This window comes from Paenibacillus glycanilyticus (genome assembly GCF_023715145.1).
GTDB classification, from domain to species: domain Bacteria; phylum Bacillota; class Bacilli; order Paenibacillales; family Paenibacillaceae; genus Pristimantibacillus; species Pristimantibacillus glycanilyticus_A.
This window is the reverse complement of sequence record NZ_JAMBNP010000004.1, coordinates 86,249-106,516: the sequence shown is the minus strand read 5'-3', so window position 1 is coordinate 106,516 and position 20,268 is coordinate 86,249. Positions and strand designations below refer to the sequence as shown.

General features: G+C 48.5%; 25 protein-coding genes. 17 read left to right on the top strand and 8 right to left on the bottom strand.

Annotation, left to right across the window (positions count from 1 at the left end; genetic code table 11):
* The first annotated feature begins 84 nt into the window (after nucleotides 1-84).
* Entirely contained in the window at nucleotides 85-312 is a 228-nt protein-coding gene (locus M3194_RS12865) for a hypothetical protein (protein ID WP_251654437.1), read from the top strand.
* A 138-nt stretch (nucleotides 313-450) separates the two neighbouring features.
* On the opposite strand, the gene M3194_RS12860 is transcribed toward M3194_RS12865, so the two are convergent.
* Nucleotides 451-654, bottom strand: a complete 204-nt coding sequence (locus M3194_RS12860; protein WP_251654435.1) for a hypothetical protein — start codon at nucleotides 652-654, stop codon at nucleotides 451-453.
* A 107-nt stretch (nucleotides 655-761) separates the two neighbouring features.
* A complete protein-coding gene (locus M3194_RS12855) occupies nucleotides 762-908 on the bottom strand; it encodes a hypothetical protein (protein WP_251654433.1) in 147 nt (48 codons plus the stop codon).
* A 221-nt stretch (nucleotides 909-1,129) separates the two neighbouring features.
* Between M3194_RS12855 and M3194_RS12850 the strand changes: the two genes are divergently transcribed.
* From M3194_RS12850 to M3194_RS12840, 3 genes are all read left to right on the top strand, one after another.
* A complete protein-coding gene (locus tag M3194_RS12850; protein ID WP_251654431.1) occupies nucleotides 1,130-1,732 on the top strand; it encodes a TetR/AcrR family transcriptional regulator in 603 nt (200 codons plus the stop codon).
* Nucleotides 1,733-2,348: 616 nt separating this feature from the next.
* Nucleotides 2,349-2,927: a YjgB family protein gene (locus tag M3194_RS12845; protein ID WP_251654428.1), complete on the top strand. Its 579-nt coding sequence runs from the start codon at nucleotides 2,349-2,351 to the stop codon at nucleotides 2,925-2,927.
* 139 nt (nucleotides 2,928-3,066) lie between these two features.
* Nucleotides 3,067-3,495: an organic hydroperoxide resistance protein gene (locus M3194_RS12840; protein ID WP_251654426.1), complete on the top strand. Its 429-nt coding sequence runs from the start codon at nucleotides 3,067-3,069 to the stop codon at nucleotides 3,493-3,495.
* Nucleotides 3,496-3,592: 97 nt separating this feature from the next.
* On the opposite strand, the gene M3194_RS12835 is transcribed toward M3194_RS12840, so the two are convergent.
* The 3 genes from M3194_RS12835 to M3194_RS12825 form a co-directional block, all read right to left on the bottom strand.
* The gene (locus M3194_RS12835; RefSeq protein ID WP_251654893.1) at nucleotides 3,593-4,288 is read right to left on the bottom strand and encodes an MBL fold metallo-hydrolase; all 696 of its coding nucleotides are present in this window, start codon (nucleotides 4,286-4,288) and stop codon (nucleotides 3,593-3,595) included.
* 185 nt (nucleotides 4,289-4,473) lie between these two features.
* The gene (locus M3194_RS12830) at nucleotides 4,474-5,676 is read right to left on the bottom strand and encodes an MFS transporter (RefSeq protein ID WP_251654424.1); all 1,203 of its coding nucleotides are present in this window, start codon (nucleotides 5,674-5,676) and stop codon (nucleotides 4,474-4,476) included.
* A gap of 86 nt (nucleotides 5,677-5,762) precedes the next feature.
* On the bottom strand, nucleotides 5,763-6,044 hold the full coding sequence (locus tag M3194_RS12825) for an ArsR/SmtB family transcription factor (protein ID WP_167276089.1): 282 nt from the start codon (nucleotides 6,042-6,044) through the stop codon (nucleotides 5,763-5,765).
* 195 nt (nucleotides 6,045-6,239) lie between these two features.
* On the opposite strand from M3194_RS12825, the gene M3194_RS12820 reads away from it, so the two are divergent.
* The 4 genes from M3194_RS12820 (at nucleotide 6,240) to map (ending at nucleotide 9,901) form a co-directional block, all read left to right on the top strand.
* Nucleotides 6,240-7,691 (top strand): PAS domain-containing sensor histidine kinase, encoded by a 1,452-nt coding sequence (locus tag M3194_RS12820; protein ID WP_251654423.1) that lies wholly within the window; start codon nucleotides 6,240-6,242, stop codon nucleotides 7,689-7,691.
* 155 nt (nucleotides 7,692-7,846) lie between these two features.
* The gene (locus M3194_RS12815; protein ID WP_251654421.1) at nucleotides 7,847-8,359 is read left to right on the top strand and encodes a GNAT family N-acetyltransferase; all 513 of its coding nucleotides are present in this window, start codon (nucleotides 7,847-7,849) and stop codon (nucleotides 8,357-8,359) included.
* 187 nt (nucleotides 8,360-8,546) lie between these two features.
* Nucleotides 8,547-9,158 (top strand): TetR/AcrR family transcriptional regulator, encoded by a 612-nt coding sequence (locus tag M3194_RS12810; protein WP_251654419.1) that lies wholly within the window; start codon nucleotides 8,547-8,549, stop codon nucleotides 9,156-9,158.
* Nucleotides 9,155-9,901, top strand: a complete 747-nt coding sequence (map, locus tag M3194_RS12805; protein WP_251654417.1) for a type I methionyl aminopeptidase — start codon at nucleotides 9,155-9,157, stop codon at nucleotides 9,899-9,901. Before M3194_RS12810 ends, map begins: the two co-directional genes overlap by 4 nt.
* 146 nt (nucleotides 9,902-10,047) lie before the next feature.
* Here the strand turns inward: map and M3194_RS12800 are convergent, their stop codons facing one another.
* A complete protein-coding gene (locus M3194_RS12800) occupies nucleotides 10,048-10,629 on the bottom strand; it encodes an NAD(P)H-dependent oxidoreductase (RefSeq protein ID WP_251654415.1) in 582 nt (193 codons plus the stop codon).
* Nucleotides 10,630-10,690: 61 nt separating this feature from the next.
* Between M3194_RS12800 and M3194_RS12795 the strand changes: the two genes are divergently transcribed.
* The 8 genes from M3194_RS12795 to M3194_RS12760 all read left to right on the top strand — a co-directional run bounded on the left by M3194_RS12795 (nucleotide 10,691) and on the right by M3194_RS12760 (nucleotide 17,926).
* Entirely contained in the window at nucleotides 10,691-11,776 is a 1,086-nt protein-coding gene (locus tag M3194_RS12795) for an AraC family transcriptional regulator (RefSeq protein ID WP_251654413.1), read from the top strand.
* 105 nt (nucleotides 11,777-11,881) lie between these two features.
* Nucleotides 11,882-13,072, top strand: coding sequence for a Ger(x)C family spore germination protein (locus M3194_RS12790; RefSeq protein WP_251654411.1), 1,191 nt, complete (start codon nucleotides 11,882-11,884; stop codon nucleotides 13,070-13,072).
* 142 nt (nucleotides 13,073-13,214) lie between these two features.
* A complete protein-coding gene (locus tag M3194_RS12785) occupies nucleotides 13,215-13,880 on the top strand; it encodes a GntR family transcriptional regulator (protein ID WP_251654410.1) in 666 nt (221 codons plus the stop codon).
* 47 nt (nucleotides 13,881-13,927) lie between these two features.
* Nucleotides 13,928-14,680 (top strand): SDR family NAD(P)-dependent oxidoreductase, encoded by a 753-nt coding sequence (locus M3194_RS12780; RefSeq protein WP_251654408.1) that lies wholly within the window; start codon nucleotides 13,928-13,930, stop codon nucleotides 14,678-14,680.
* 35 nt (nucleotides 14,681-14,715) lie between these two features.
* A complete protein-coding gene (locus M3194_RS12775) occupies nucleotides 14,716-15,813 on the top strand; it encodes a mandelate racemase/muconate lactonizing enzyme family protein (protein ID WP_251654407.1) in 1,098 nt (365 codons plus the stop codon).
* Between the two features lie 23 nt (nucleotides 15,814-15,836).
* Nucleotides 15,837-16,247, top strand: coding sequence for an amidohydrolase family protein (locus tag M3194_RS12770; RefSeq protein ID WP_251654892.1), 411 nt, complete (start codon nucleotides 15,837-15,839; stop codon nucleotides 16,245-16,247).
* Nucleotides 16,244-17,017, top strand: a complete 774-nt coding sequence (locus M3194_RS12765; protein WP_251654405.1) for an SDR family NAD(P)-dependent oxidoreductase — start codon at nucleotides 16,244-16,246, stop codon at nucleotides 17,015-17,017. Before M3194_RS12770 ends, M3194_RS12765 begins: the two co-directional genes overlap by 4 nt.
* A gap of 9 nt (nucleotides 17,018-17,026) precedes the next feature.
* Nucleotides 17,027-17,926: a fumarylacetoacetate hydrolase family protein gene (locus tag M3194_RS12760; RefSeq protein ID WP_251654891.1), complete on the top strand. Its 900-nt coding sequence runs from the start codon at nucleotides 17,027-17,029 to the stop codon at nucleotides 17,924-17,926.
* Between the two features lie 72 nt (nucleotides 17,927-17,998).
* Here M3194_RS12760 and M3194_RS12755 read toward each other — a convergent pair whose 3' ends face one another.
* Entirely contained in the window at nucleotides 17,999-18,739 is a 741-nt protein-coding gene (locus tag M3194_RS12755) for an SDR family oxidoreductase (RefSeq protein WP_251654404.1), read from the bottom strand.
* A gap of 360 nt (nucleotides 18,740-19,099) precedes the next feature.
* On the opposite strand from M3194_RS12755, the gene M3194_RS12750 reads away from it, so the two are divergent.
* A complete protein-coding gene (locus M3194_RS12750) occupies nucleotides 19,100-19,372 on the top strand; it encodes a hypothetical protein (RefSeq protein WP_251654402.1) in 273 nt (90 codons plus the stop codon).
* Between the two features lie 20 nt (nucleotides 19,373-19,392).
* Here M3194_RS12750 and M3194_RS12745 read toward each other — a convergent pair whose 3' ends face one another.
* Nucleotides 19,393-20,265: a helix-turn-helix domain-containing protein gene (locus M3194_RS12745; protein ID WP_251654401.1), complete on the bottom strand. Its 873-nt coding sequence runs from the start codon at nucleotides 20,263-20,265 to the stop codon at nucleotides 19,393-19,395.
* Between the last annotated feature and the right edge of the window lie 3 nt (nucleotides 20,266-20,268).

Genomic DNA, 20,268 nt, shown 5'->3' with positions numbered 1-20,268 from the left:
TTTCATCATGGCCCGGGAGGCTTTTTTGCGTATACTTTATGCCCACGCCTTGCCGGCGCATATAATGTGGTGGAGGTGGAATCGATGGAGAAGAAGCTCAAATCGATTGCCGAAGTCGTGTTAGAGCGTCATATCGAGCGAAGAATGCGCCGCTGTGAGTTCGAACGGGAAATGCTGAATCTAATCGATAAAATGCAGCCTAGCGAATTTGTGGAAGGTTTGCGGTTTAAGCATACGGAAAAGCTTCTAAAACATTCAGCGGCGCTTGCGCAGCTGCAGCAGGAATTGCGGGAGAAATTCGGACACGTCTAGGAAAGCAGCTAAGCTGCTGCTGATAAACAAAAGAACCTTCAAATTCATCGATTTGAAGGTTCTTTTTGCTTCCTCCTTGCTCAGCAAGGGTTGCCAAGATGTCGCATACCTACCTTTACATCTACGTTCCGATCTTACTTATATAAAGATAGGAAGGATTAACGCAATTACTCCTAGACCAATCGACCACCACGCCAGTCCTTTTTTGGGGGTTACTAAACCAACGATTCCAAGCACTACCGCAATGCAGCCCATCCACACGGGAGCATAGAAAAACCCGATAACTGCTAATACGATACCGATCCAGCCAAGCCATTTTCCTGTCATTTCATTCACGTTCATCTTCAACATCTCCATCAAATTTGATTTGTATATCAAGTAATTGCTTTTGAGAAGCAAAGCAAGGTAGGTATGTGACAACGCGGCAACCGGACAGTATATTGCTATTGTTAACGAACAGGAGTTTGACCGGTAGCCATGCAGATAAGTCCCAGGGTTACGGCAATGCTTCCCATCCATACAGGGGCATAAAACATTCCGATAATAGCTAACACGATGCCAATCCAACTAAGCCATTTTCTTGTCGACTCCCTCATGTTCAACATCTCCCTCTAACGTTATCGGACGTTGATGGCGGCGATCTCATCTAGGATCCTCCTATTTAATCGACTTCATGTTGATTAGTCGTCACACAGTTAATTATAATGAGAAGGAGGTTAAATTCAATGATCAAGATGCCCTTAAAAGTCTACTACCCGACACACCGCATAGAGATGTCCATTAGTTCAAAAAAAAGTTTATGGAGAGAGGAAAAAGCATGCAGGAAAAGACGGATCCCCGAATCTACAGAACGAAGCTGATGCTTCGAAATGCGCTAATCGAGTTATTGGAGGAGAAAGGTTTAGAAGCCATCACCATTCGAGATTTGATGCAGCAGGCCGGCTTAAATCGAAGCACCTTTTATTTGCACTACCGCGATAAATACGATTTGCTGGAACGGAGCAAGGAGGATATGCTCAAAGACATTCTGGAAATCGTAAGCGACATAGACCCTGTTCATATCATGAATTTTGCCGCGCGTAACGAACCTCATCCGGTTTTCCTGGAATTGTTCGATTTCTTTACCCAGCATGCGGTATTTTTCAAAGTTCTGCTGGGACCCAAAGGCGATCCGGCTTATCCCGTCCAAGTGAAACAGATTATGCTGCAGCATATCTTCAATAAGCTGTCTTTGCTTCAGTCCGATCAAATCGCGATGCCGCGAGAGTTCATTATCGCTTATTTGGCATCCGCGAATTTAGGAGTCATACAGCACTGGCTGGAGCACGGCATGCAGATTTCTCCGCGAGAGATGGCTTTATTGATAACCCGGATGGCCACCTTTGGTCCGTTGCAAACCTACGGACTAAAGGGAGAATAGTTTGTCCTTCGCGGAGACGAAGCGGGGCTGAATTAGGATTAATCCCGCAAGCTTGTATTCTAATTGCAAATGAGCCGGAATATCCTTATACAGAACAGAATACACCTCATGGGAGAGGGAGGTCCGGATGAAGAGTCATCTTAATCAGGATCGGAGGAGATGGCATGAGCTTTCTGGAAATCCTCGCATTGCTCACGCTCCTAATAAAGATCATTGAGTTGACTCAGAAAAAGGACTAATTATTTTGTTCGGGAAATGGAGGGGCTTAAATAAGCTGCCCTCCATTTTACTTTTCATAACGAAAACCAATAGGTAGGATAGCAGCCGGGGATCAAGCAATCCATCGGCTGCTCTTTTTTTGTTGCAGTGTTTAAACGGACAAAGGAGCGTTGATTAATAATAAATAGGGCTGAGCTCATTGTGACGTTTGTACGGGATAGAATCGAAATCCTCAAACGGGAAGGAGCGTGGGTTCATCAGTTTGAAGACGGATGCACCTGGATGCCGCCAAACCGAAAGGTTCTTCGCATGGCGAGTAATCGAACGGGCATAGGGGAAAGTTATCAAGCAAAGCGGTTAATTCCAATCTCATCGTTTCACACACAGGAGGACCTTAATGATGAAACATGCTTCCAAGATGGTACTAATAATGACGCTCTCCGGCCTTCTCCTTGCACCGGGAATTACGGCTCATGCCGAAGCTCACATCGCAAAGAAAAGCATACGGCAAATGAACACGGAAGACGCGGCGCAGGCTTTGAGAACGTTGAACAGCTTTTATAAGCCTGCCTTGACTGGACAATTCCCGGGCTCGGTAAATGGACTGAAGGTTGGGGTCAGCACCCGCAAGGACGTCATTAACAAGATTGGGCAGCCAGACAAGACCAGAACGAACGCGGATGGTTTTGATCTGTATCATGCGGAGATGGGACATCCCGGTTATGCTGTCGCGTATAAGTTGAACAAGGTAAGGGAGATTCGCTACTTCGGAACAAACATTGAAAGACAGACGAATATTGGCGGGATCACGAAGCGAATGCTCCTCACGCGATGGGGGAAGCCTTCCAAATCAGTCGTGATTCGGAACGGATCGTTGGTGCAGCAAAAGATTGTCTATAAACGCGGGAAATACAACCTCGCGTTTATCTTCAACTCCAGCACAAATCTCGATCATATCAACTTGCTTAAGCGTTGAGCCTGTATAAAGCATAACGCAGCAGTTAAATGATCAGCTGTTATTCCCAAGTATACGAATGAACACAAAGGATATCCTTATAGTTGTGTTCGCAATTGGACTAAGACTATAGGGATCATGAACAGGAGAGCATGCGAAAATGGATAAGATTGAAAAGCAATTGTACACGGCTACTGTAAATGTAGAGGGCGGAAGAGACGGCAAAGCGGTTTCCAGCGATAACAAGCTGAATGTGGATTTGCGATACCCGAAGGAATTAGGCGGTAACGGAGAGGGGACAAATCCCGAGCAATTATTCGCCGCTGGATTCGCGGCTTGCTTTGAAGGCGCAATGGGTACCGTGCTTCGTATGAAAAAAATCAAAGCGGACGGTATTTCAATCGTATCTAACGTTACGCTCGGCAAGGATACGAACGACGGTTTCGTGTTGGCTGTAAAGCTGGACATCACGTTAAAAGGCTTAGAGCGGAGCGTCGCTCAAGAAATCGTCGATGAAGCGCATAAGGTTTGTCCTTACGCAAAAGCGACTCGCGGTAATATTGAGGTTATTTCGAACGTCGTTGGTTAATTGTTGATTTACAAGAACATGAATTGATTAAGAGACAAGAAAGGACGGCCGTTCATGGATACAGAAACCATGAACGGCCGTCCTTTTCGCATGGGCATTACTCGTGCTCGACCGGACCCGCGTCCAAGATATCCTGCAGGCGATCCTGCAAGTTATCCGTGCATTCGCCGCCATGATAGGCAATTATCTTGGAGAGATCCAGCGTTTGAAATTTAGCGATGGATTCTAACGCCGTGACTTGATCGGCTGTATAGATTGGGCTGTACGACTGCAGGATGCCGTCTTGTGCCCTTAAGGCATCGCCTGCGATTAATGTCTTGCTCGGAATATGGTAGAAGGACGTATGATCCGGCGTATGACCGGGCGAAAATACCGCGCGGATTCCTCCAGCGAAAGGCAGGATATCGCCATCTTGCAGGGCGACATCGACTTTGACTGGCGTTCTGACGAGCTTCTTGCTCTTATCGAGGGGAATTTCCCCGGCGAGGTAAGGGACGGCGACTTCATGGGCCAACACTTGAACCTGGTCTCCGAAGGCTTGTACTAAATCGGGCAAGCTGCCGATATGATCCGAATCCTGATGGGTAATGAGGATTTTGGTCAGCTTCTCGAACGGAATACCCGCTTCTTGGAACGCAGCGCGAATCAGCTCCAATTGGCCGGGAAGGCCGGCATCGACAAGAACGATGTCTTGCGTGTCCCATAGGACGGTCAGGAAGAAAGGATTATTGCGATTTTCCATGATAAGTTGAATGGTCTGGATGCCTACGTCCGATTGAGCCAAGTTGAACACCGCCTTATTCATATTGTATACGATCTAATTATTCCTCTATGTATCAAGTAAAGCAATCTCTTTCTTGCCTTGTTGATTAAAAAGAAGCCTGCAGCCTGCTTGTCAAAGCGGGGCCGCAGGCTTCTTTTCGCGATGCTTGGGTCAAGCGCGTTCCGCGCTGCCCGGTATATGGGAATGGGATGTGCTTATGCGCTAATATTCTCCGCGGTGGCTTCCTTATTTGCTGCTCGGGAGCCTGAACCGATGCGGAAATAGCCAAAGGCCAAGGCTGACATGAGCGCAGCGACGGCAACGCCGGCGGCGCCGATCCAGGTAATTGCGGTCAGCGATGCGCCTTCTACGACGACACCTCCGATACCCGCGCCTGCAGCCATGGCCAGCTGCACAACGGAGCTGTTCAAGCTAAGCATGATGCTGGTCGCTTCAGGCGCTAGCGAGATGAGATGGTACTGCTGCGTCGGGCCGGATGACCAGGCGGAGAAGGACCAGAGCATGAGCAGCGGGAACATTAACCCCGGCGAATGGGCAGCGAACGAAATCACGATAAGCCAGGCTGCGTGGAAGAGCATGCCCGTCACCAGCGTGCGCTTGTATCCCCAACGGTCGGTGCCAAAGCCGCCCAGCTTGGAGCCGATTAGGCTGGCGACGCCAAACGCGAGAAGCGCGATGCTGACGAATTTCTCGCTCATCCCCGTAATATCGAGAAGAAACGGGGAAATATACGTGTAAGTGATGGAATAACCGCCGAGCCAGAAGAATGTAATGCCAAGCGCGACAACGATTTTCCGATTCTTAAGCAGCTTCAGCTGATCGCGCAGCGGTACCGGCTGTTCGCCGTCCGTCTTCGGAATCGCGAAAGCGATGAGCAGCAGCGCCAGCAGGCCGAGCAGACCAATGCCACCGAAAACAACCTGCCAGTCATAGGCGGAAGCGACTATACGTCCGAGCGGTACGCCAACGATCAGCGCCGTACTGAAGCCCATGACGAGCGTGGCGATGGCGCTGCCCTGCTTCTCCGCTGGCGCGAGCTTCGCGGCAACCGTTAGCGCCGTGACGACGAATACGCCGCTGCTGAGCGCTACGATCACGCGGGAGACGATAAGTGCCCCAAAGCCGGAGAAGAAGTAGGCTGCGACGTTGCCGACGATAAATACCGCAAGCGCGTATAGCATCAGCTTTTTGCGGTCGACTTTGGCAGCGGCCGCCATCAGGAAGGGTGTCCCGAATCCGTAAGCAAGGGAGAACACGGTGATCAATTGGCCTGCCGCTGCGACTGAAACACCGATATCGTTGGATACTTTATCCAGAATGCCGGCAATGATGAATTCGGACGTACCAACGAGAAAGCTGACTAAAGCCAGCATGTAGATTTTCAAATTATAAGACAAACGTTCCAGCTCCTTATCCATATATCTCTCTGTAATATAATTTTATATTTCTAAATCCATCGAAATATACCGCAAAAAAAAAGCGGCTACCCCAGCAGATACGGGGCATATTTCCGCGCTACTTCTTTATTGACGCTGTAATAAATGTACGTGCCGTCTTTGCGCAGCGTGAGCAGGCCGCATTCCGTAAGCTGCTTCAAGTGATGCGACAGCGTGGAACCGGCAACGGACTCGAGCTTGCTGCCGATGTCGGAGCAGCAGAGATTCATCTCTTCCGTAAGAAGCATCGCTATTTTGATCCGGGTCGGCTCACCGAGTGCTTTGTAGACTTTCACTGCCTGTTTAACTTCCTCGTTGTCCTCGACCATGGGTTCTCACCGCCTTTTTCATATATTTCGAAAACTATAGAAACAACAATAACACAACGCGGCAGCCGTTGTAAATGGGGGATAGTAATGGTTATTACAAGAACAAGTAAAAATCATTTATGTTTATAACTGAAATTGCTGTTATAATGCTTAATTGAGGTTAGTCAAATTTACTAGTAGGTTCATGCAACTGCTTTGACGGAGGATCAGATGTTTTCAAATTCCAATGACAATAGTCTATTTTTACATGCATTTGAGAAATCTCCAATCGGAATGGCGTTGTTATCCTTTGACGGTCGTTTGTTAAAGGCTAATCCGTCTTTATGCAGGATGTTAGGCTATAACGAAAGTGAATTAATCAATCTCGGCGTCGCATCAAGCACATATCCCGAAGATTTGGAAGCAGATCTGGAATTGTGGCGCAAGCTGGTACAGGGCGAGATGGCTGATTATCAAATAGAAAAAAGGTATGTTCATAAATCCGGCACCCTTATGTGGGGCCTTCTTAACGTTACGTCTGAAAGGAACCATGAGGGTATCAGCGGTAACGACATTTTTATTTCTCAGATTGTAGATATAACGGAACAAAAGAAGAAGGAAGAAGAGTACAAGAAGATTGAAGAACTGCACAAGCTCATTTCGGATCATTCACAAGACGTTATTTTGCGTTTAACGCCGGACGGCATTATCTCCTATGTCTCACCGGCTGCCCGTAATCAGATCGGGTACGAACCAGAGGAGCTTATCGGCAAGCATGCCTATGATTATTGGCATCCGGAGGATTTGAACGGCGGCTGGTTAAGACGAGGCAATTCTGATAATTCGGATAGCCGAATATTCATTTATCGTCTTCGGCATAAGAGCGGTCATTATATATGGCAGGAAGCACACTCTAAAAAAATAAGAAATGCGGCAGGAGAGATTCAACACGTTATCAGCATGGGACGCGACGTAACGGAACGGGTGCATTCCGAGGAATTAATCCGCAGATCAGAGAAGCTTTCCTTAATTGGCGAGCTTGCGGCGGGAATTGCCCATGAAATTAGAAATCCGTTGACAAGCCTTCGAGGATTTATGCAAATGTATTTGAAAGAGGATAAGGACGGTTCGAAGAAGCTACGCAATGAAGTCATGATCTCGGAAATCGATCGAATCAATGAAATCGTAAGTGAGCTGCTGGTATTGGCGAAGCCTTCGAATGAGGTATTTGAGTCAAGGGACGTGGTACATATCTTAACTCACGTCACAAGATTATTTGAAGGACAAGCAAATCTGTATAACGTTCAGATAAAGAGCGAGTATGATGCCGATTTACCGTTCATTCTGTGCCAAAGCAGCATTAATCAAGTTTTTATCAATGTGTTGAAGAATGCCATTGAATCTATGCCCAAAGGCGGAGAAGTAACCATACAAGCCAAACGAATGAACGATAAAGCATATATCCAAATTAAAGACTCGGGGTGCGGCATTCCTCAAGACGAAATAACCAAGATTGGCAATCCCTTTTTTACAACAAAAGAGACGGGAACAGGATTAGGGTTAATGGTTTCCGTGAGGATCATCCAAAATCATAAAGGGACAATGAGAATCGAAAGCGAAGTTGGGAAAGGGACGATGGTGGAGGTTGTTTTGCCGCTCGTTGAATAACAGGAGCTTGAACCTGGGTAGAGGCCAATGTATGCTTTCGCATATCTTAGGCCTTTTTTATTTGTCAATTATAGCCGGACAACAGGATAGTTTGGTTATAAGCATACTTGCCCTTCAGTTGAATGGTAAGATAAGCCAAACAGAGGAGGGGCAATATGAATATTGAATTAGTTCTGGTTCCGTATGAAGACAAAACGGTTCTATCCCAACTTATTCAGCTGTATCGCTATGACAGCAGCGAGTTTGACGGACATGTCCTGAACAAACACGGATTGTACTTATACAAATACTTCGACCATCAGTGGTCAGACGAGTACCGTCGTCCCTTCATAATTGAGGTTGATGGAGAGATCGCGGGGTTTGTATTAATTAGTCTGGATGTGCCTAAGGAGCATCTGAAATGGAGTACAGCCGAAAAATCGCATGTCGTAAGCGAATTTTTCATCATGAGGAAGTACCGGCGCAAAGGGGTAGGCAGGAAGGTCGCGCACTTACTCTTCGAACGGTTCACCGGAACCTGGGAAGTAAGGCAGACAGCCGCTAACCAGCCTGCCTATACGTTTTGGAAGCAGGTCATTTCTCAGTATACAAACCATGCTTATCAAGAGAATCGTCTGCAAAATGAGAATTGGAACGGTCCCGTATTTGTTTTTGAGTCGGGAAATTAACCGGGAAATATAGCTCCATAATAAAAGTAAGCAGCCGGCGCATGATGCTCAGCTGCTTGTTTGTTATGTTAATTAGGCTTCTGCCGCTGCGTTACCTATTATCGTATGGAAGTACTTGATCCTTGCTTCCAAATGAAGTATATTGTTTTTACATTGACATTACGGCAGGTCAAAAAAAGGAGGAGCCATGTCACCACGTACGAAGGAACAGAATGAAGTGATCCGGGAGATGCGGATGACCCAAATTATGCGGGCGGCAGCGGAAGTCTATTTGGAGAAGGGCATTCAATTGGAAATTCGCGATGTTGCGGTCCAGGCAGAGCTTGGCTACGGAACCGTGTATCATTATTACAAAAACAAACACATGCTTTTGGAAGATATGCTATGGGATGCCTTAAATCGAACGGAATCTGCATTATTCCCGGATGTGACGGGGGACGGCGGCAGCCTGCGTAAAGCCGAGTCATTCTCGAGGCTGCTCCTGCGGGAGTGCGTCCAGGATCCTTCCGTATTTATTTTGCTTAAAACGGTTGCGGATAATTTCCATCAATTCCCGGGAAATCGATTTATCAAACTATATACCGAGTTTCAGGAACGAATCTATTTGCCGTTTGTGGGCATGATTCGTGAAGGTATGGGTTCCAGCTCACCGGAGAAAACGGCTAATCTGGTATTTGGCTCGCTGGTTGGCTACGCCGCTTTGAATATCCACCACAATATGCAAAGCGAGATTGACGCGGAAGGGATCGTCAATATGATTTTTTCAGGCATACGACCAAGGGAGAGCGGAACGGAATGATCATATTGAAATCGAGAGCAGAAATCGAAGCAATGAGAAAAGCCGGCCGAATTGTCGCCGCTTTCCATAAAGCTATCGCGGGCATGATCCGACCAGGCGTCACGACGCTTGATATCGAGACGTTCGCGGTGAAGTTCCTGAAGGAGAATGACGCCAAGGCTTATACGATAGGTTACAACGGCTATCCGTTTGCGACATGTGCGTCTGTCAACGACGTCATTGCGCATGGTTTTCCAAACCGGAACCCGCTTAAGGAAGGCGACATCGTCACAATCGATATCGTCGCGGAGGCGGATGGCTGGATCGGAGATTCAGCTTGGTGTTATGAGGTCGGCGAGGTGTCTGAAGACGCTCGCAAGTTAATGAGGGTAACCAAGGAGTGCTTATTTCTAGGCATCGAAAAAGCCGTCGTCGGAAATCGGATCGGCGATGTGATGCATGCGGTTCAAGCCCATGCCGAAGGAAACGGATTCTCGGTGGTGCGCGATCTGCTCGGCCATGGCGTGGGGCGAGAGATGCACGAAGAACCTAATTATCCCCATTTTGGGAAACCGGGCAAAGGGTTCCGCTTGAAGGAAGGAATGGTCTTGACGATCGAGCCGATGCTAAATGCCGGAAAAGCATTAATGACGATTGATGCAGACGGATGGACCGCCAGAACCGCTGACGGCTCGCTTTCCGCTCAGTACGAGCATACGATCGCCATTACGGCGGATGGCCCGATTATTTTGACCGCGCAATAGTACTCCATTCGTCTTTTCATAACAGAGGAATTCACATGCGCTATGCGACATGTCTAATTAAAAGCTGATTGGGCGAAAATAAACCCAAGCCGACGTTCGGCTTGGGTTTTAACATTGATCCATTGTTTTTCATCCGTTTTTCGCGGTTATCCTCTTTTAACTCCAAGTGCCTCGGCTTTGCGCAACCATCCTTCCAGAACTTCTTTTTTCTTAAACTTAACCATATTAAATTCAATGATTTTTACAGGTTTGATGCCGATGTAATACAAAACATTACGCTTCATGATAAGGTGGTTGGCCTTATTTAGAAATAGATGGTAGTACCAGCGCGGAGTATCCATCGTCACGATGAGGCGAGCGGTTTTCCCCTTAAGCAGCTTCGTGGTCAATAAAGAATTGGGTTTGGATTTAAAGGCGAAGCCTGGCAGCAGCACCCGGTCGAAGAAGCCCTTCAAAATCGCCGGCATCGAGCCCCACCAATTTGGATAGACGAATACAAGATGATCCGCCCACTTGATCGTCTCCTGCGCAGCCACTAAATCTGGCTCTAACTCCGTCCGCTTATGGTAGCCGTATTTTAAATTCGGATCGAAATGAATCTTACCGAGATCAATGACGCGAATTTCCGCTCCGCTGCTTCTTGCACCTTTCGTATAGGCTTGTGCCAGCGCATTGCAAAAGCTATCAGGATTGGGGTGTCCGATGATTACTGCAATGTTATTTTTCATTTCAAACCTCCATGGTATGATTGTTATATTTCAATGATACGTCCTCAGGGGATTACAAAAAATGATAAAAAACGCAAACGAGTTGATCATTCGCGCAACGGAAGGAAGAGTATGTATGAATAGGGACGACGTATCCGCGTCTCTCGTATTTCCAATAATGAAATCGATGGCGCTTGGCGGGTACGATTGGGATTCCTTTTGTACTTTCGCGGGGGTGGATCCCGGCTTGTTCCGAAGCCCGGATGCTCGAATCGTCCAAGGCGATTTTGATAGAATTATCATGGCAGCTGCCCGGTATACGGGTGACGACATGTTCGGGCTGCATCAGGGCCAGCGGATGAGCCTTTCCGATCTAGGGGTTCTTGGCTACGTCATGCTGCATTCCAAGACATTGGGAAAAGCGTTATCGGCCTATCAGAAATATAACTTCATCGATTGCAGCGGCTTAAACGTTGGCATCGAGGTTCACGGCACGGATGTTGTCATATCCTTGTTTCTCGGCAACTCGCCGGGAGCTCCGAGCCGGCACTTCATAGAGGGGACGATGGCCTCCATCTATCAGGCTCTGCTTGCGTTAAGCTGTCGAGCTCTCCCTCTTAGAGAGGTTCGATTCATGCACGCTCCGCCTTCGCAGACTGAAGAGTATGAGGCTGTATTCGGGATCATGCCGAAATTCCATCAACAGGCCAATTCGCTGCAATTCAGTAAAGAGATGCTTGACTATTCGATTGCCGGCTCGGATACGCGGTTATTGGATGTCTTTCAAGCCATGGCCGAGGAGGTTAGAGCAAAGCTTTCCTCCAATCACTCCGAGCTGACGAGCGATCTTAACAAGTGGATTATCGAATGCATGCCGACTCATTTTCCGAATCTCCAGGAAGCGGCCAAGGCGTTCTTGATGAGCCCCAGAACTTTGCAATCACGGCTGAAAGCGGAGAATACTTCGTACAACCGATTGGCCAATGAGGTTCGCAAGGAGCTCGCAATCCGTTATTTGGCACAGCCGGAGTATACCATCGGAGAGATTGCCTATTTGCTGCATTTCTCCGAGCCTAGCGCGTTTCAAACGGCTTTCCGCAAATGGACTAATTCGACTCCCGGAGAATACCGTCAGCGCGAGAGGAAGGAACTAAGCATACATAAATAACGCGAACTGGGTAATAATACCTCAAAAAAGAGAAAACACAGCTCGTGGATTTTCCGTAGATGAGAGTTCTCCAATTTACGTTATTTCTGAATCTGGCAAGGAGGATTGTCCAATACAGCTATGAAGATAAACCATTTAAACCATGCGTTGTCTGTTAGTATTTGTTTGGGGCTGCTCCTCCTGCTGACCGGCTGCTGGGATCGCCGCGAAATTAATGACGTTGCGTTTGTGTTAGCCGGCGGAGCGGACAAAGAAGGGGACAATATTCGTATCAGCGTGCTTATACCTCTTACGGGCAATATGGGGAGTATGGGTGGTGGCGGCGGATCCGGTGGACAGAAACCATTCACCGTAAAAACGGAGTTAGGCAAAACCGTTAGCGAAGCCGTTTCGAAACTTCAAAATCGTCTCCCCAGGCATCTGTTTTTTGGGCATCGACGCGTAATCATCATTGGCGAGGAACTGGCAAGAACGGAAGGCATTGAAACCATATTAGATGCAATCACCCGTACGCCAGAGAAGAGATTGTCCACTTTTATAGCTATTTCCGAAGGTAAAGCCCATGATTTGCTGAACGCCGATATACGCCTTGAACGTTTTTCCGCAGAATCTTTGAGGGAAGAATTACAATCGGAGACAAGTGCGGATATCAATCTAATGGAAATTATCGGTAAGCTCATTACAGTAGGCGAGGATGCCTATTTCCCGTATGTACAGAAGGTAAAAACCGCAATCAAGGGCCAGGAATCGGAAGATATTCGCAGTGAAAGTTTTGCCCTTTTTCATAATGGGAGAATGACCGGGAAGCTAGAAGGGAAAACGGCAGTTGGCTTTCGGCTTCTGAATCAGTACATTCGCAATTATGACGAGACGATTAAGCTAGATGGGAAGTATTCAACCGTAACGATCAATCAAGTGAAAACAAGCATTAAACCGATTATGAAGAATGATGAATTGTCCTACCGCATTCACTTCATGGTGAAGGTGAGTATGGATGAAGATCTTAATCTGGAAAGAAATTACGACTATTCGGAGCAACGAAAACAGATAGAGCAGATCATTGCGCAGCAAATGGCTGATAATATTAATCTTGCTATAAATAAAATGCAGCAAAACAATAGCGATGCCATCGGATTTGGATTGCAAGCGTATCGTGCTTATCCGCATATTTGGAACACAAAATACCGAAAAGAGTGGGACGCTCTGTTTCCCAAAATAAAATTTGAAGTAACGGGAGATGCGAACTTGTTCCGACTGGGCATGATTAGAGAGAGTCTGGGGAGAAAAGATCAATAGATCTTAATTTGAAACAGCCGAAAAACCTTCAGCTGTTTTTTTCTTTGACTCGTGTCTATCTCAAAGAAAACGGTTGCAATAAAAGGAAATTATCGCTAGTATAAATCGTGTACGATATATGAATGAACAAGGCGATGATGTGATGAAAAAAAGCTTGAATCGTTACGTATTAACGGAAGAAATCTACGCGCTCCTGAAGGGCCATATTTTGAACCACGATATCGCGCCAGGCGAGAAGGTCAATATCGATCAATTGGCACGCGATCTCGAGGTCAGCAATATTCCGATTCGCGAAGCGCTCTCTCGATTGGCGGCCGAAGGCTTGGTGGATACGGTGCCCTTCAAAGGCATGTTCGTGGCAAAAATGTCGCTGCAAGAGCTGGATGAAATGTTTGAAATCCGAATGGAGCTGGAGTGCCTCTCCATCCGCAAAGCTGCTCGCTTGATTCCAGCATCCGAGCTCGAACAATTGAAGAAGGCGATGGAGGAATACCCGCGCTCCGATATGGAGTCCGGTGAGCAACGCATCCAGGTTATAGCCGAGATGAACCAGGGTTTGCACGGATTGATTCTGAATCATTGCGGCAACCATTCGTTGAGAAATTTAATCGAGACGTATATCGAGAAAATTCAAAGATACTTGGCTTTGTACCAGAAGGATTTGAAGCCGCAGTTGATTCAGGTTGAATGGGAAGAACATATGCGGATCGTTCAGTTCTTGGTAGCCAGGGATGAGCAGTCTGCGGAGCAAGCATTGAAGCAACATCTGGAAAACTCGTACAAACGGACGCGCGCGTTCTTTGTATAAGTTTTTTATCATAAATCATGTACGATATATGAAAAGGGGGCATGAAGATGAAGTTATTAGGTAAAACGGCTATTGTCACCGGAGGTTCTTCCGGCATCGGGGAGGCCATTGTACGGTTATTTGCCGCAGAAGGAGCTAACGTGGTTATTGCTAACCGGAATGTGAGTGATGCAGCCCGGCTAACCGAACAATTAGGCGGAAGCGCCATTGCCGTTCAAACCGACGTGTCCAAGGAAGAAGATGTTCGGCAGCTCATGGAAGAGGCGGTGCGACGATTCGGACGGATCGATGTCGTGGTTAACAACGCGGCAACGATCATGCCGAAATATCTGGAAGAATTTGAAGAGGAAGAATGGGATCGGATCTTCAACGTGAATTTGAAGAGCGTATTTCTGATGATTAAGCATTCGATCGCGGAGCTCAAAAAAACGAGGGGATCCATCGTCAATATGTCGTCGCTGAATGGGCTGATTGGACAAAAAATGAATCCGGTCTATGCCGCAACCAAAGGCGGAATGAACGCTTTGACTAAAGCGTTGGCACTGGATTACGCCCCATACGGCGTACGCGTTAACTGCATCTGTCCCGCTGGTGTAACAACGCCATTGCTCGAGCAATGGATTAGCCAACAGGATGATCCGGTTCAAACCGTTCAGGATTTGAACGCGATGCATCCGCTAGGCCGACCTGCAACATCGGACGAAGTGGCGCAGACAGCTCTTTTTTTGGCCAGTGATTCATCCGGTTTCGTGACGGGCGTTGCGCTTCCCGTCGACGGGGGCGCTTCGCTTGGGTATTAATAGATGACCATCTTGCATATGAGGGAGCCAAGAAGATGAAAATCACAAAAGTAGAAAGCTTTGTTCTGCACGTCCCGATCACACCCCCGATTACCGATGCCATTAACGCAGCCACGCACTGGGGATTAGCGGGCGTTCGCATCTATACGGATGAAGGATTTATTGGCTACGGTTACACCGGCACTTGCGCGCATGGCGACGATATGATCGTGGATACGATCGACAAATACTACGCTCCGCTTCTCGTGGGCAAAGATCCGTTCATGGTGAAAGAGTTGTGGAACGACATGAGATTCGGAAAAATGCATTGGATCGGCCGTTCCGGCGTTACCCATATGGCTCTGGCAGCGGTGGATATCGCGCTGTGGGATATCATGGCGAAGGCCTCGAACAAACCGCTGTGGCAGTACCTCGGCGGAGCAAAATCCAAACCTATCAAAGCCTACAATACGAACGGCGGCTGGCTCAACTGGTCAAAGGAACGTTTGCTGCAAGACGTAACGGAGATCGTCGAATCGGGATTTACGGGCGTTAAAATCAAAGTCGGCAAGCCTGATCCCCGCGAAGATTATGATCGCTGCAAGGCAGTGCGCAAAGCAATCGGCGACGAAGTTATCTTCATGATCGACGTCAATCAGCAGTGGAACATCAACACGGCCATGACGTGGGGCAAAAAGCTGGAGGAATTTGATCTATTCTGGCTGGAGGAACCGCTTAACCCGGATGATATTATGGGACATAAAAAGCTTGCGGACGAACTAAACGTACCGATTGCTTTAGGCGAACACGTGTATAACAAATACGCATTCCGAGATTATATTCAGAGTGGCGCGGTCGAGTATTGCCAAGTTGACGTAACTCGCGTTGCCGGCATTACCGAATGGCTTCAAGTGGCTGGTTTGGCGGCATCCTACGATGTGCCGATTTGCCCTCACGTAGGCGATATGGGCCAAATCCATCAACATCTCGTCGCATCGACGCCAAACGCCATCATGCTCGAGTACATTCCATGGATTCGGCATATTTTCGAAGAGCCGGCAACGGTGAAGAACGGGCATTACGTTCTTCCGGAAATGCCAGGGGCTTCGACCACGATATTACCGCAATCCTTTGATAATTATCGCATTCGATAAATCGGGGAGGGGACGATCCGGTGATGCCGAGAATTGATGCGCATCAACACTATTGGCTGCTTTCCCGTGGCGACTACGGGTGGCTGACGCCTGAGCTTTCGATCCTTTATCAAGATTATTTGCCTGTCGATTTGGAACCGATTTTGCAAGAAAACGGGATTGATAAGACAATCGTCGTTCAAGCAGCAGCAACTGAGGAAGAACACGGCGATTTCGAGGACTATATTCATTGCGTCGCGCAAACATTTGGAACCCGTCGTCTCCTATTCGGCAGCGACTGGCCCGTTTGTTTACTGGCTGCTTCTTATTCGCAAGTCGTGGATATCGTGAACAAGGCTTTGCCGAACTTGACGGATGCGGAGCGTGACGACCTCTTTGGCGGCAATGCGATCCGGTTCTATAAGCTCAATAATAAAATTGGAGGCATCACATGAGGTTAATCGATAAGGTAACATTGATTACGGGATCGGGATCGGGGATTGGCCGAAGCACCGCGCTGCGCTTCGGCGAGGAAGGCGCCTCGGTCATCGTAAACGACCTTGATGCCGTTAAGGGAGAAGATACCGCACAGCAGATCCGCGACAAAGGCGGCAAGGCGGCGTTCATTCAGGCGAACGTCGCCGATCCTCTTTCCGTGCAAGAGCTTGTAAGACAATCGCATGAAAAGTACGGCTATATCGACGTGCTATTTAATAATGCGGGCATAAGCGGTGTCGGCGCTATCCATGAGACGGACCCGGAGCAATGGGACCGGGTGATCGAGGTTAATGTACGCGGCGTTTTTCTGATGAGCAAATACGTTCTTCCCGGCATGATGGAGCGCAAGTCCGGGAACATCATCAACATGTCTTCCTGCATCGCGGAGATCGGGCTTGCGCGCCGCGCTTCTTATTCGGCATCCAAGGGCGCCGTGCTGGCCCTAACGAAATCGATGCAGGTCGATTACGCACCTTATAATATTCGCGTGAACGCTTTGCTGCCTGGAACGATACTGACGCCGTTTGTGGAAGATTTTCTTGCGAAATCCTATGACGATCCGAATCAAGCTTACGAATCATTGCGCAAACGTCAACTGAGCGGAGATTTGGGCAGGCCGGAGGACGTGGCGCAAGCGGCCATATTCCTTGCGTCGGATGAATCTAAATTCATGATGGGCTCCCCGTTATATATCGACGGCGGTGTCGTGTTCGGTAAAAACGCCTAGGAGGTAATGATGAAACTTATTACATTTATAAAGAACGGCGAAAATAAACTCGGAATCAAAACGGATCACGGCGTGCTGGACGTCGCAGCCTCCGCGCGGGAGCTCGGTCTGGTTGGCGAGGTGCCAACTGATGTTCATAACGTCATCGCAGAAGGATGGCCGGCTGTCGAAGCTTTAGGCGCACTTGCGGAAAAAGCAGCTTCCGCCGATCACCCGAGCTCTTATTGGTTGGACGAAAAATCACTCGACTTCGGTCCTTGCGTCACAAATCCGCAAAAGATCATCTGCATTGGGCTCAACTACAGACGGCATGCCGAGGAGACAAACGCGCCGATTCCGGAATACCCGATTTTGTTCAATAAATTCAACAACACGCTGACGGGTCACGGACAGGATGTCCCGCTACCGCGCGTGTCGAGCAAAGTGGATTACGAGGCAGAGCTTGTCATCGTTATTGGTAAGGAAGCCAAGTATCTTTCCGAAGACAACGCACTGAACCACGTATTTGGTTATTGCTGCGTCAACGATATTTCCGCGCGCGACCTGCAGATGAGGACCCCGCAATGGCTGCTCGGCAAATCATGCGACGGCTTCTCGCCGCTTGGTCCTTACTTGGTCACGGCGGATGAAGTAGGCGACCCAAACAACCTTGCGATCCAAACGACCGTAAATGGGGAGCTTCGCCAAAACTCCAACACGTCCGATATGGTCTTCAATTGCAAGGAGATCGTCAGCTATGTGTCTCAGCATATGACGCTCTTGCCGGGCGATATCATCCTTACCGGAACGCCGGAAGGGGTCGTGCTTGGTTACCCGCCCGAGAAGCAGGTCTATCTGAAGGACGGGGATATCGTCACAATCACCATCGAGAAGCTTGGCAGCATAACAAACCGTCTTGTGAACGAATGAAAAGGGAACGCAGCCGATGCACGATCGGCTGCGTTCCCTTTTTGTCTTGCCTATTTTCTTGCTAGAGAAAGATCAGAACTCCTGCACGGTAGGACGCAGAACAATCTCGTTAATATCGACCTCAACCGGCTGTTCGATGACAAAGGCGATGGACCGCGCCACCGCGCTGGCCGGAATGGCCGATTTGTAGAACTCCATCACCGTGGACTGCGCTGTTCCCGTGGTGCTGTACTTGAGATCGCTTTCCACGGCTCCGGGCTCGATAGAGCTTACCCGAACCTTGTCTCCGACTTCATGACGCAAGCCTTCGGAAATCGCGCGCACCGCGAATTTCGTACCCGAATAGACCGTACCGCCAGGCGAGAAGACCTTGACCCCGGCAACTGAGCTGATGTTGATGATGTGACCGCTGCTTTGAGCAAGGAATATAGGAAGTACCGCGGCTATGCCATACAGAACCCCCTTGATGTTGATGTCGATCATCGCGTCCCACTCGTCGGTATTCACCTCGGCCATCGGACGGATTGGCATAAGTCCCGCGTTATTTACGAGCACGTCCAATTTGCCGAAATCGGCAATGACCGAATCGACGACAGACTTGAACTGCACCTTGTCGACCACATCAAGCGGATAGGCGCCGGCCTTGCCGCCAGCCTCCTTAATCTGCGCAACCACCTCGTCGAGCTTGTCCTTCCGGCGCGCGGCCACCGCCACAATCGCTCCTTTGGATGCGAGGAGTCGAGCGGTTTCCGCTCCAAGTCCGGTGCCGCCCCCCGTGATCAGCACGACCTTGTTTTCAATGCCTTCGCTCATGATATATCTCCTCTATGAAAGTATTGGGGCTAACGCCACATCGAAGCTTTAGGAGCCAAGATTTAAAATCATCAAAGCTGTGATCCTAATGGCTTGCGTAATAAGACCACCAAATTTAGGTGTCCGATAGAGATAAGTTACTCAAGGCGAGTTGGGATTATTAGTGCAGGATGATTAACAATTTCTGCATAATCAGATGCCAATCATAACTCGAGGGCAGGGAGTGGAGATTTCCTGGAAAAGACTTTTGACAGCTTAGTTCCAGTAACTTGCCGCCAGCCATGGGGCTTTTCATATCCCGGAATTAATGCATGGTGGAAAGAACGTCCTCAGCGTCAGGCGGATCGGTGGAGAATCGCTTTGGAAAACCAAAGTAAACATTCCTTTGTTGTAATCGACATCGATTTATTTCAACCCTCTTGGTATAACTGGGCCTATGATTTCACTTTATCCCTGTACCAACAGCTGACCTCGATGGCGATGGCCTGGTCAATTGGAAGGATAAAAGCCGGGCATTTTGGAACCGGCGTAAACGCAATCCTTCACGCAGAAATCGCGGGTAGATTACATTTAATAGCAGCAACAAATAGAGCTATCCTCGAAGCATCTGCTTCTTGGATAGCTCTTTTCTAAGATCATTTTCCGGACTCCCGTTAATGTTCCGATTCGCGGAACATTTGAGGCGACTTGCCGGCATACTTGCGGAACGTTCTGGAGAAGTAATGCACGGAGCTAAAATGATATTTGTCCGCGATTTGCATAATGCTGAGGTTGGAGGAGCGCAAATCCTCTTTTGCCCGGCTAATCCGGAACTGATTCATGTATTGGATCGGCGATAAGCCGGTTGTTCGCTTAAACAGCTCGAAGAAGTAACCCCTGCTGACGCCGATCTCATCGGAGTAACGCTCCAGCTCGATATCGTCGCCGTTCAGCAGCTCGGCTTCCATTCGCTCGAGCAGCTTGCTGATTCGAGGATCCGGGATATAGGAGGAGTCTTGAAGCGAGAACGCAAGGAATTGATGGATGAATTCGCTAAAATGGCTCTGAGCGGACATGCTGCGCAAAAAAGTCCGTTCATTTGTGTGCTCGTTTGAGATAAAGCACCGCTGCAGCAGATCGGTCCAGCTTAGCAGCGAAGCACCTACGTATGATATTTCGGGCAGAGGGTACGGAAATGACTCGCCGAGCAGATCCTCACGCAGCAAATCCCGTTCATAGCAGATTGGGGCAGCCTCATCCCTGAACGCTTCCGTGCGATCAACGTAATACCAATCAAAATAGCAGCACACATGCGTCATAGGCTCGTCCGCGTCCGCGATCCAATCATGCGCTTGACCGGGTTCCATATAGACCATCATGCCGGGAGAAGCCGCATATTCGGCATCCCGCAGACGAAGGAAACCTTTTCCTTCCGTAATGAAGGTAATGGAACTAGAGTAAACGTATCGATTAAGGCTGCTCTGTCCCCGGTAGAACGGATACTTCGTGGCGTAATAAACATACGGGTGGAATTTGGAAAAATCCATCGC

What these genes read in the sequence shown, in the direction of transcription:
- M3194_RS12865 (WP_251654437.1), top strand. Translation starts at nt 85, where the DNA reads ATGGAGAAGAAGCTCAAATCGATTGCCGAAGTCGTGTTAGAGCGTCAT.
- M3194_RS12860 (WP_251654435.1), bottom strand. Translation starts at nt 654, where the DNA reads ATGAACGTGAATGAAATGACAGGAAAATGGCTTGGCTGGATCGGTATC.
- M3194_RS12855 (WP_251654433.1), bottom strand. Translation starts at nt 908, where the DNA reads ATGAGGGAGTCGACAAGAAAATGGCTTAGTTGGATTGGCATCGTGTTA.
- M3194_RS12850 (WP_251654431.1), top strand. Translation starts at nt 1,130, where the DNA reads ATGCAGGAAAAGACGGATCCCCGAATCTACAGAACGAAGCTGATGCTT.
- M3194_RS12845 (WP_251654428.1), top strand. Translation starts at nt 2,349, where the DNA reads ATGATGAAACATGCTTCCAAGATGGTACTAATAATGACGCTCTCCGGC.
- M3194_RS12840 (WP_251654426.1), top strand. Translation starts at nt 3,067, where the DNA reads ATGGATAAGATTGAAAAGCAATTGTACACGGCTACTGTAAATGTAGAG.
- M3194_RS12825 (WP_167276089.1), bottom strand. Translation starts at nt 6,044, where the DNA reads ATGGTCGAGGACAACGAGGAAGTTAAACAGGCAGTGAAAGTCTACAAA.
- M3194_RS12815 (WP_251654421.1), top strand. Translation starts at nt 7,847, where the DNA reads ATGAATATTGAATTAGTTCTGGTTCCGTATGAAGACAAAACGGTTCTA.
- M3194_RS12810 (WP_251654419.1), top strand. Translation starts at nt 8,547, where the DNA reads ATGTCACCACGTACGAAGGAACAGAATGAAGTGATCCGGGAGATGCGG.
- map (WP_251654417.1), top strand. Translation starts at nt 9,155, where the DNA reads ATGATCATATTGAAATCGAGAGCAGAAATCGAAGCAATGAGAAAAGCC.
- M3194_RS12800 (WP_251654415.1), bottom strand. Translation starts at nt 10,629, where the DNA reads ATGAAAAATAACATTGCAGTAATCATCGGACACCCCAATCCTGATAGC.
- M3194_RS12795 (WP_251654413.1), top strand. Translation starts at nt 10,691, where the DNA reads ATGATAAAAAACGCAAACGAGTTGATCATTCGCGCAACGGAAGGAAGA.
- M3194_RS12785 (WP_251654410.1), top strand. Translation starts at nt 13,215, where the DNA reads ATGAAAAAAAGCTTGAATCGTTACGTATTAACGGAAGAAATCTACGCG.
- M3194_RS12780 (WP_251654408.1), top strand. Translation starts at nt 13,928, where the DNA reads ATGAAGTTATTAGGTAAAACGGCTATTGTCACCGGAGGTTCTTCCGGC.
- M3194_RS12775 (WP_251654407.1), top strand. Translation starts at nt 14,716, where the DNA reads ATGAAAATCACAAAAGTAGAAAGCTTTGTTCTGCACGTCCCGATCACA.
- M3194_RS12770 (WP_251654892.1), top strand. Translation starts at nt 15,837, where the DNA reads ATGCCGAGAATTGATGCGCATCAACACTATTGGCTGCTTTCCCGTGGC.
- M3194_RS12765 (WP_251654405.1), top strand. Translation starts at nt 16,244, where the DNA reads ATGAGGTTAATCGATAAGGTAACATTGATTACGGGATCGGGATCGGGG.
- M3194_RS12760 (WP_251654891.1), top strand. Translation starts at nt 17,027, where the DNA reads ATGAAACTTATTACATTTATAAAGAACGGCGAAAATAAACTCGGAATC.
- M3194_RS12755 (WP_251654404.1), bottom strand. Translation starts at nt 18,739, where the DNA reads ATGAGCGAAGGCATTGAAAACAAGGTCGTGCTGATCACGGGGGGCGGC.
- M3194_RS12745 (WP_251654401.1), bottom strand. Translation starts at nt 20,265, where the DNA reads ATGGATTTTTCCAAATTCCACCCGTATGTTTATTACGCCACGAAGTAT.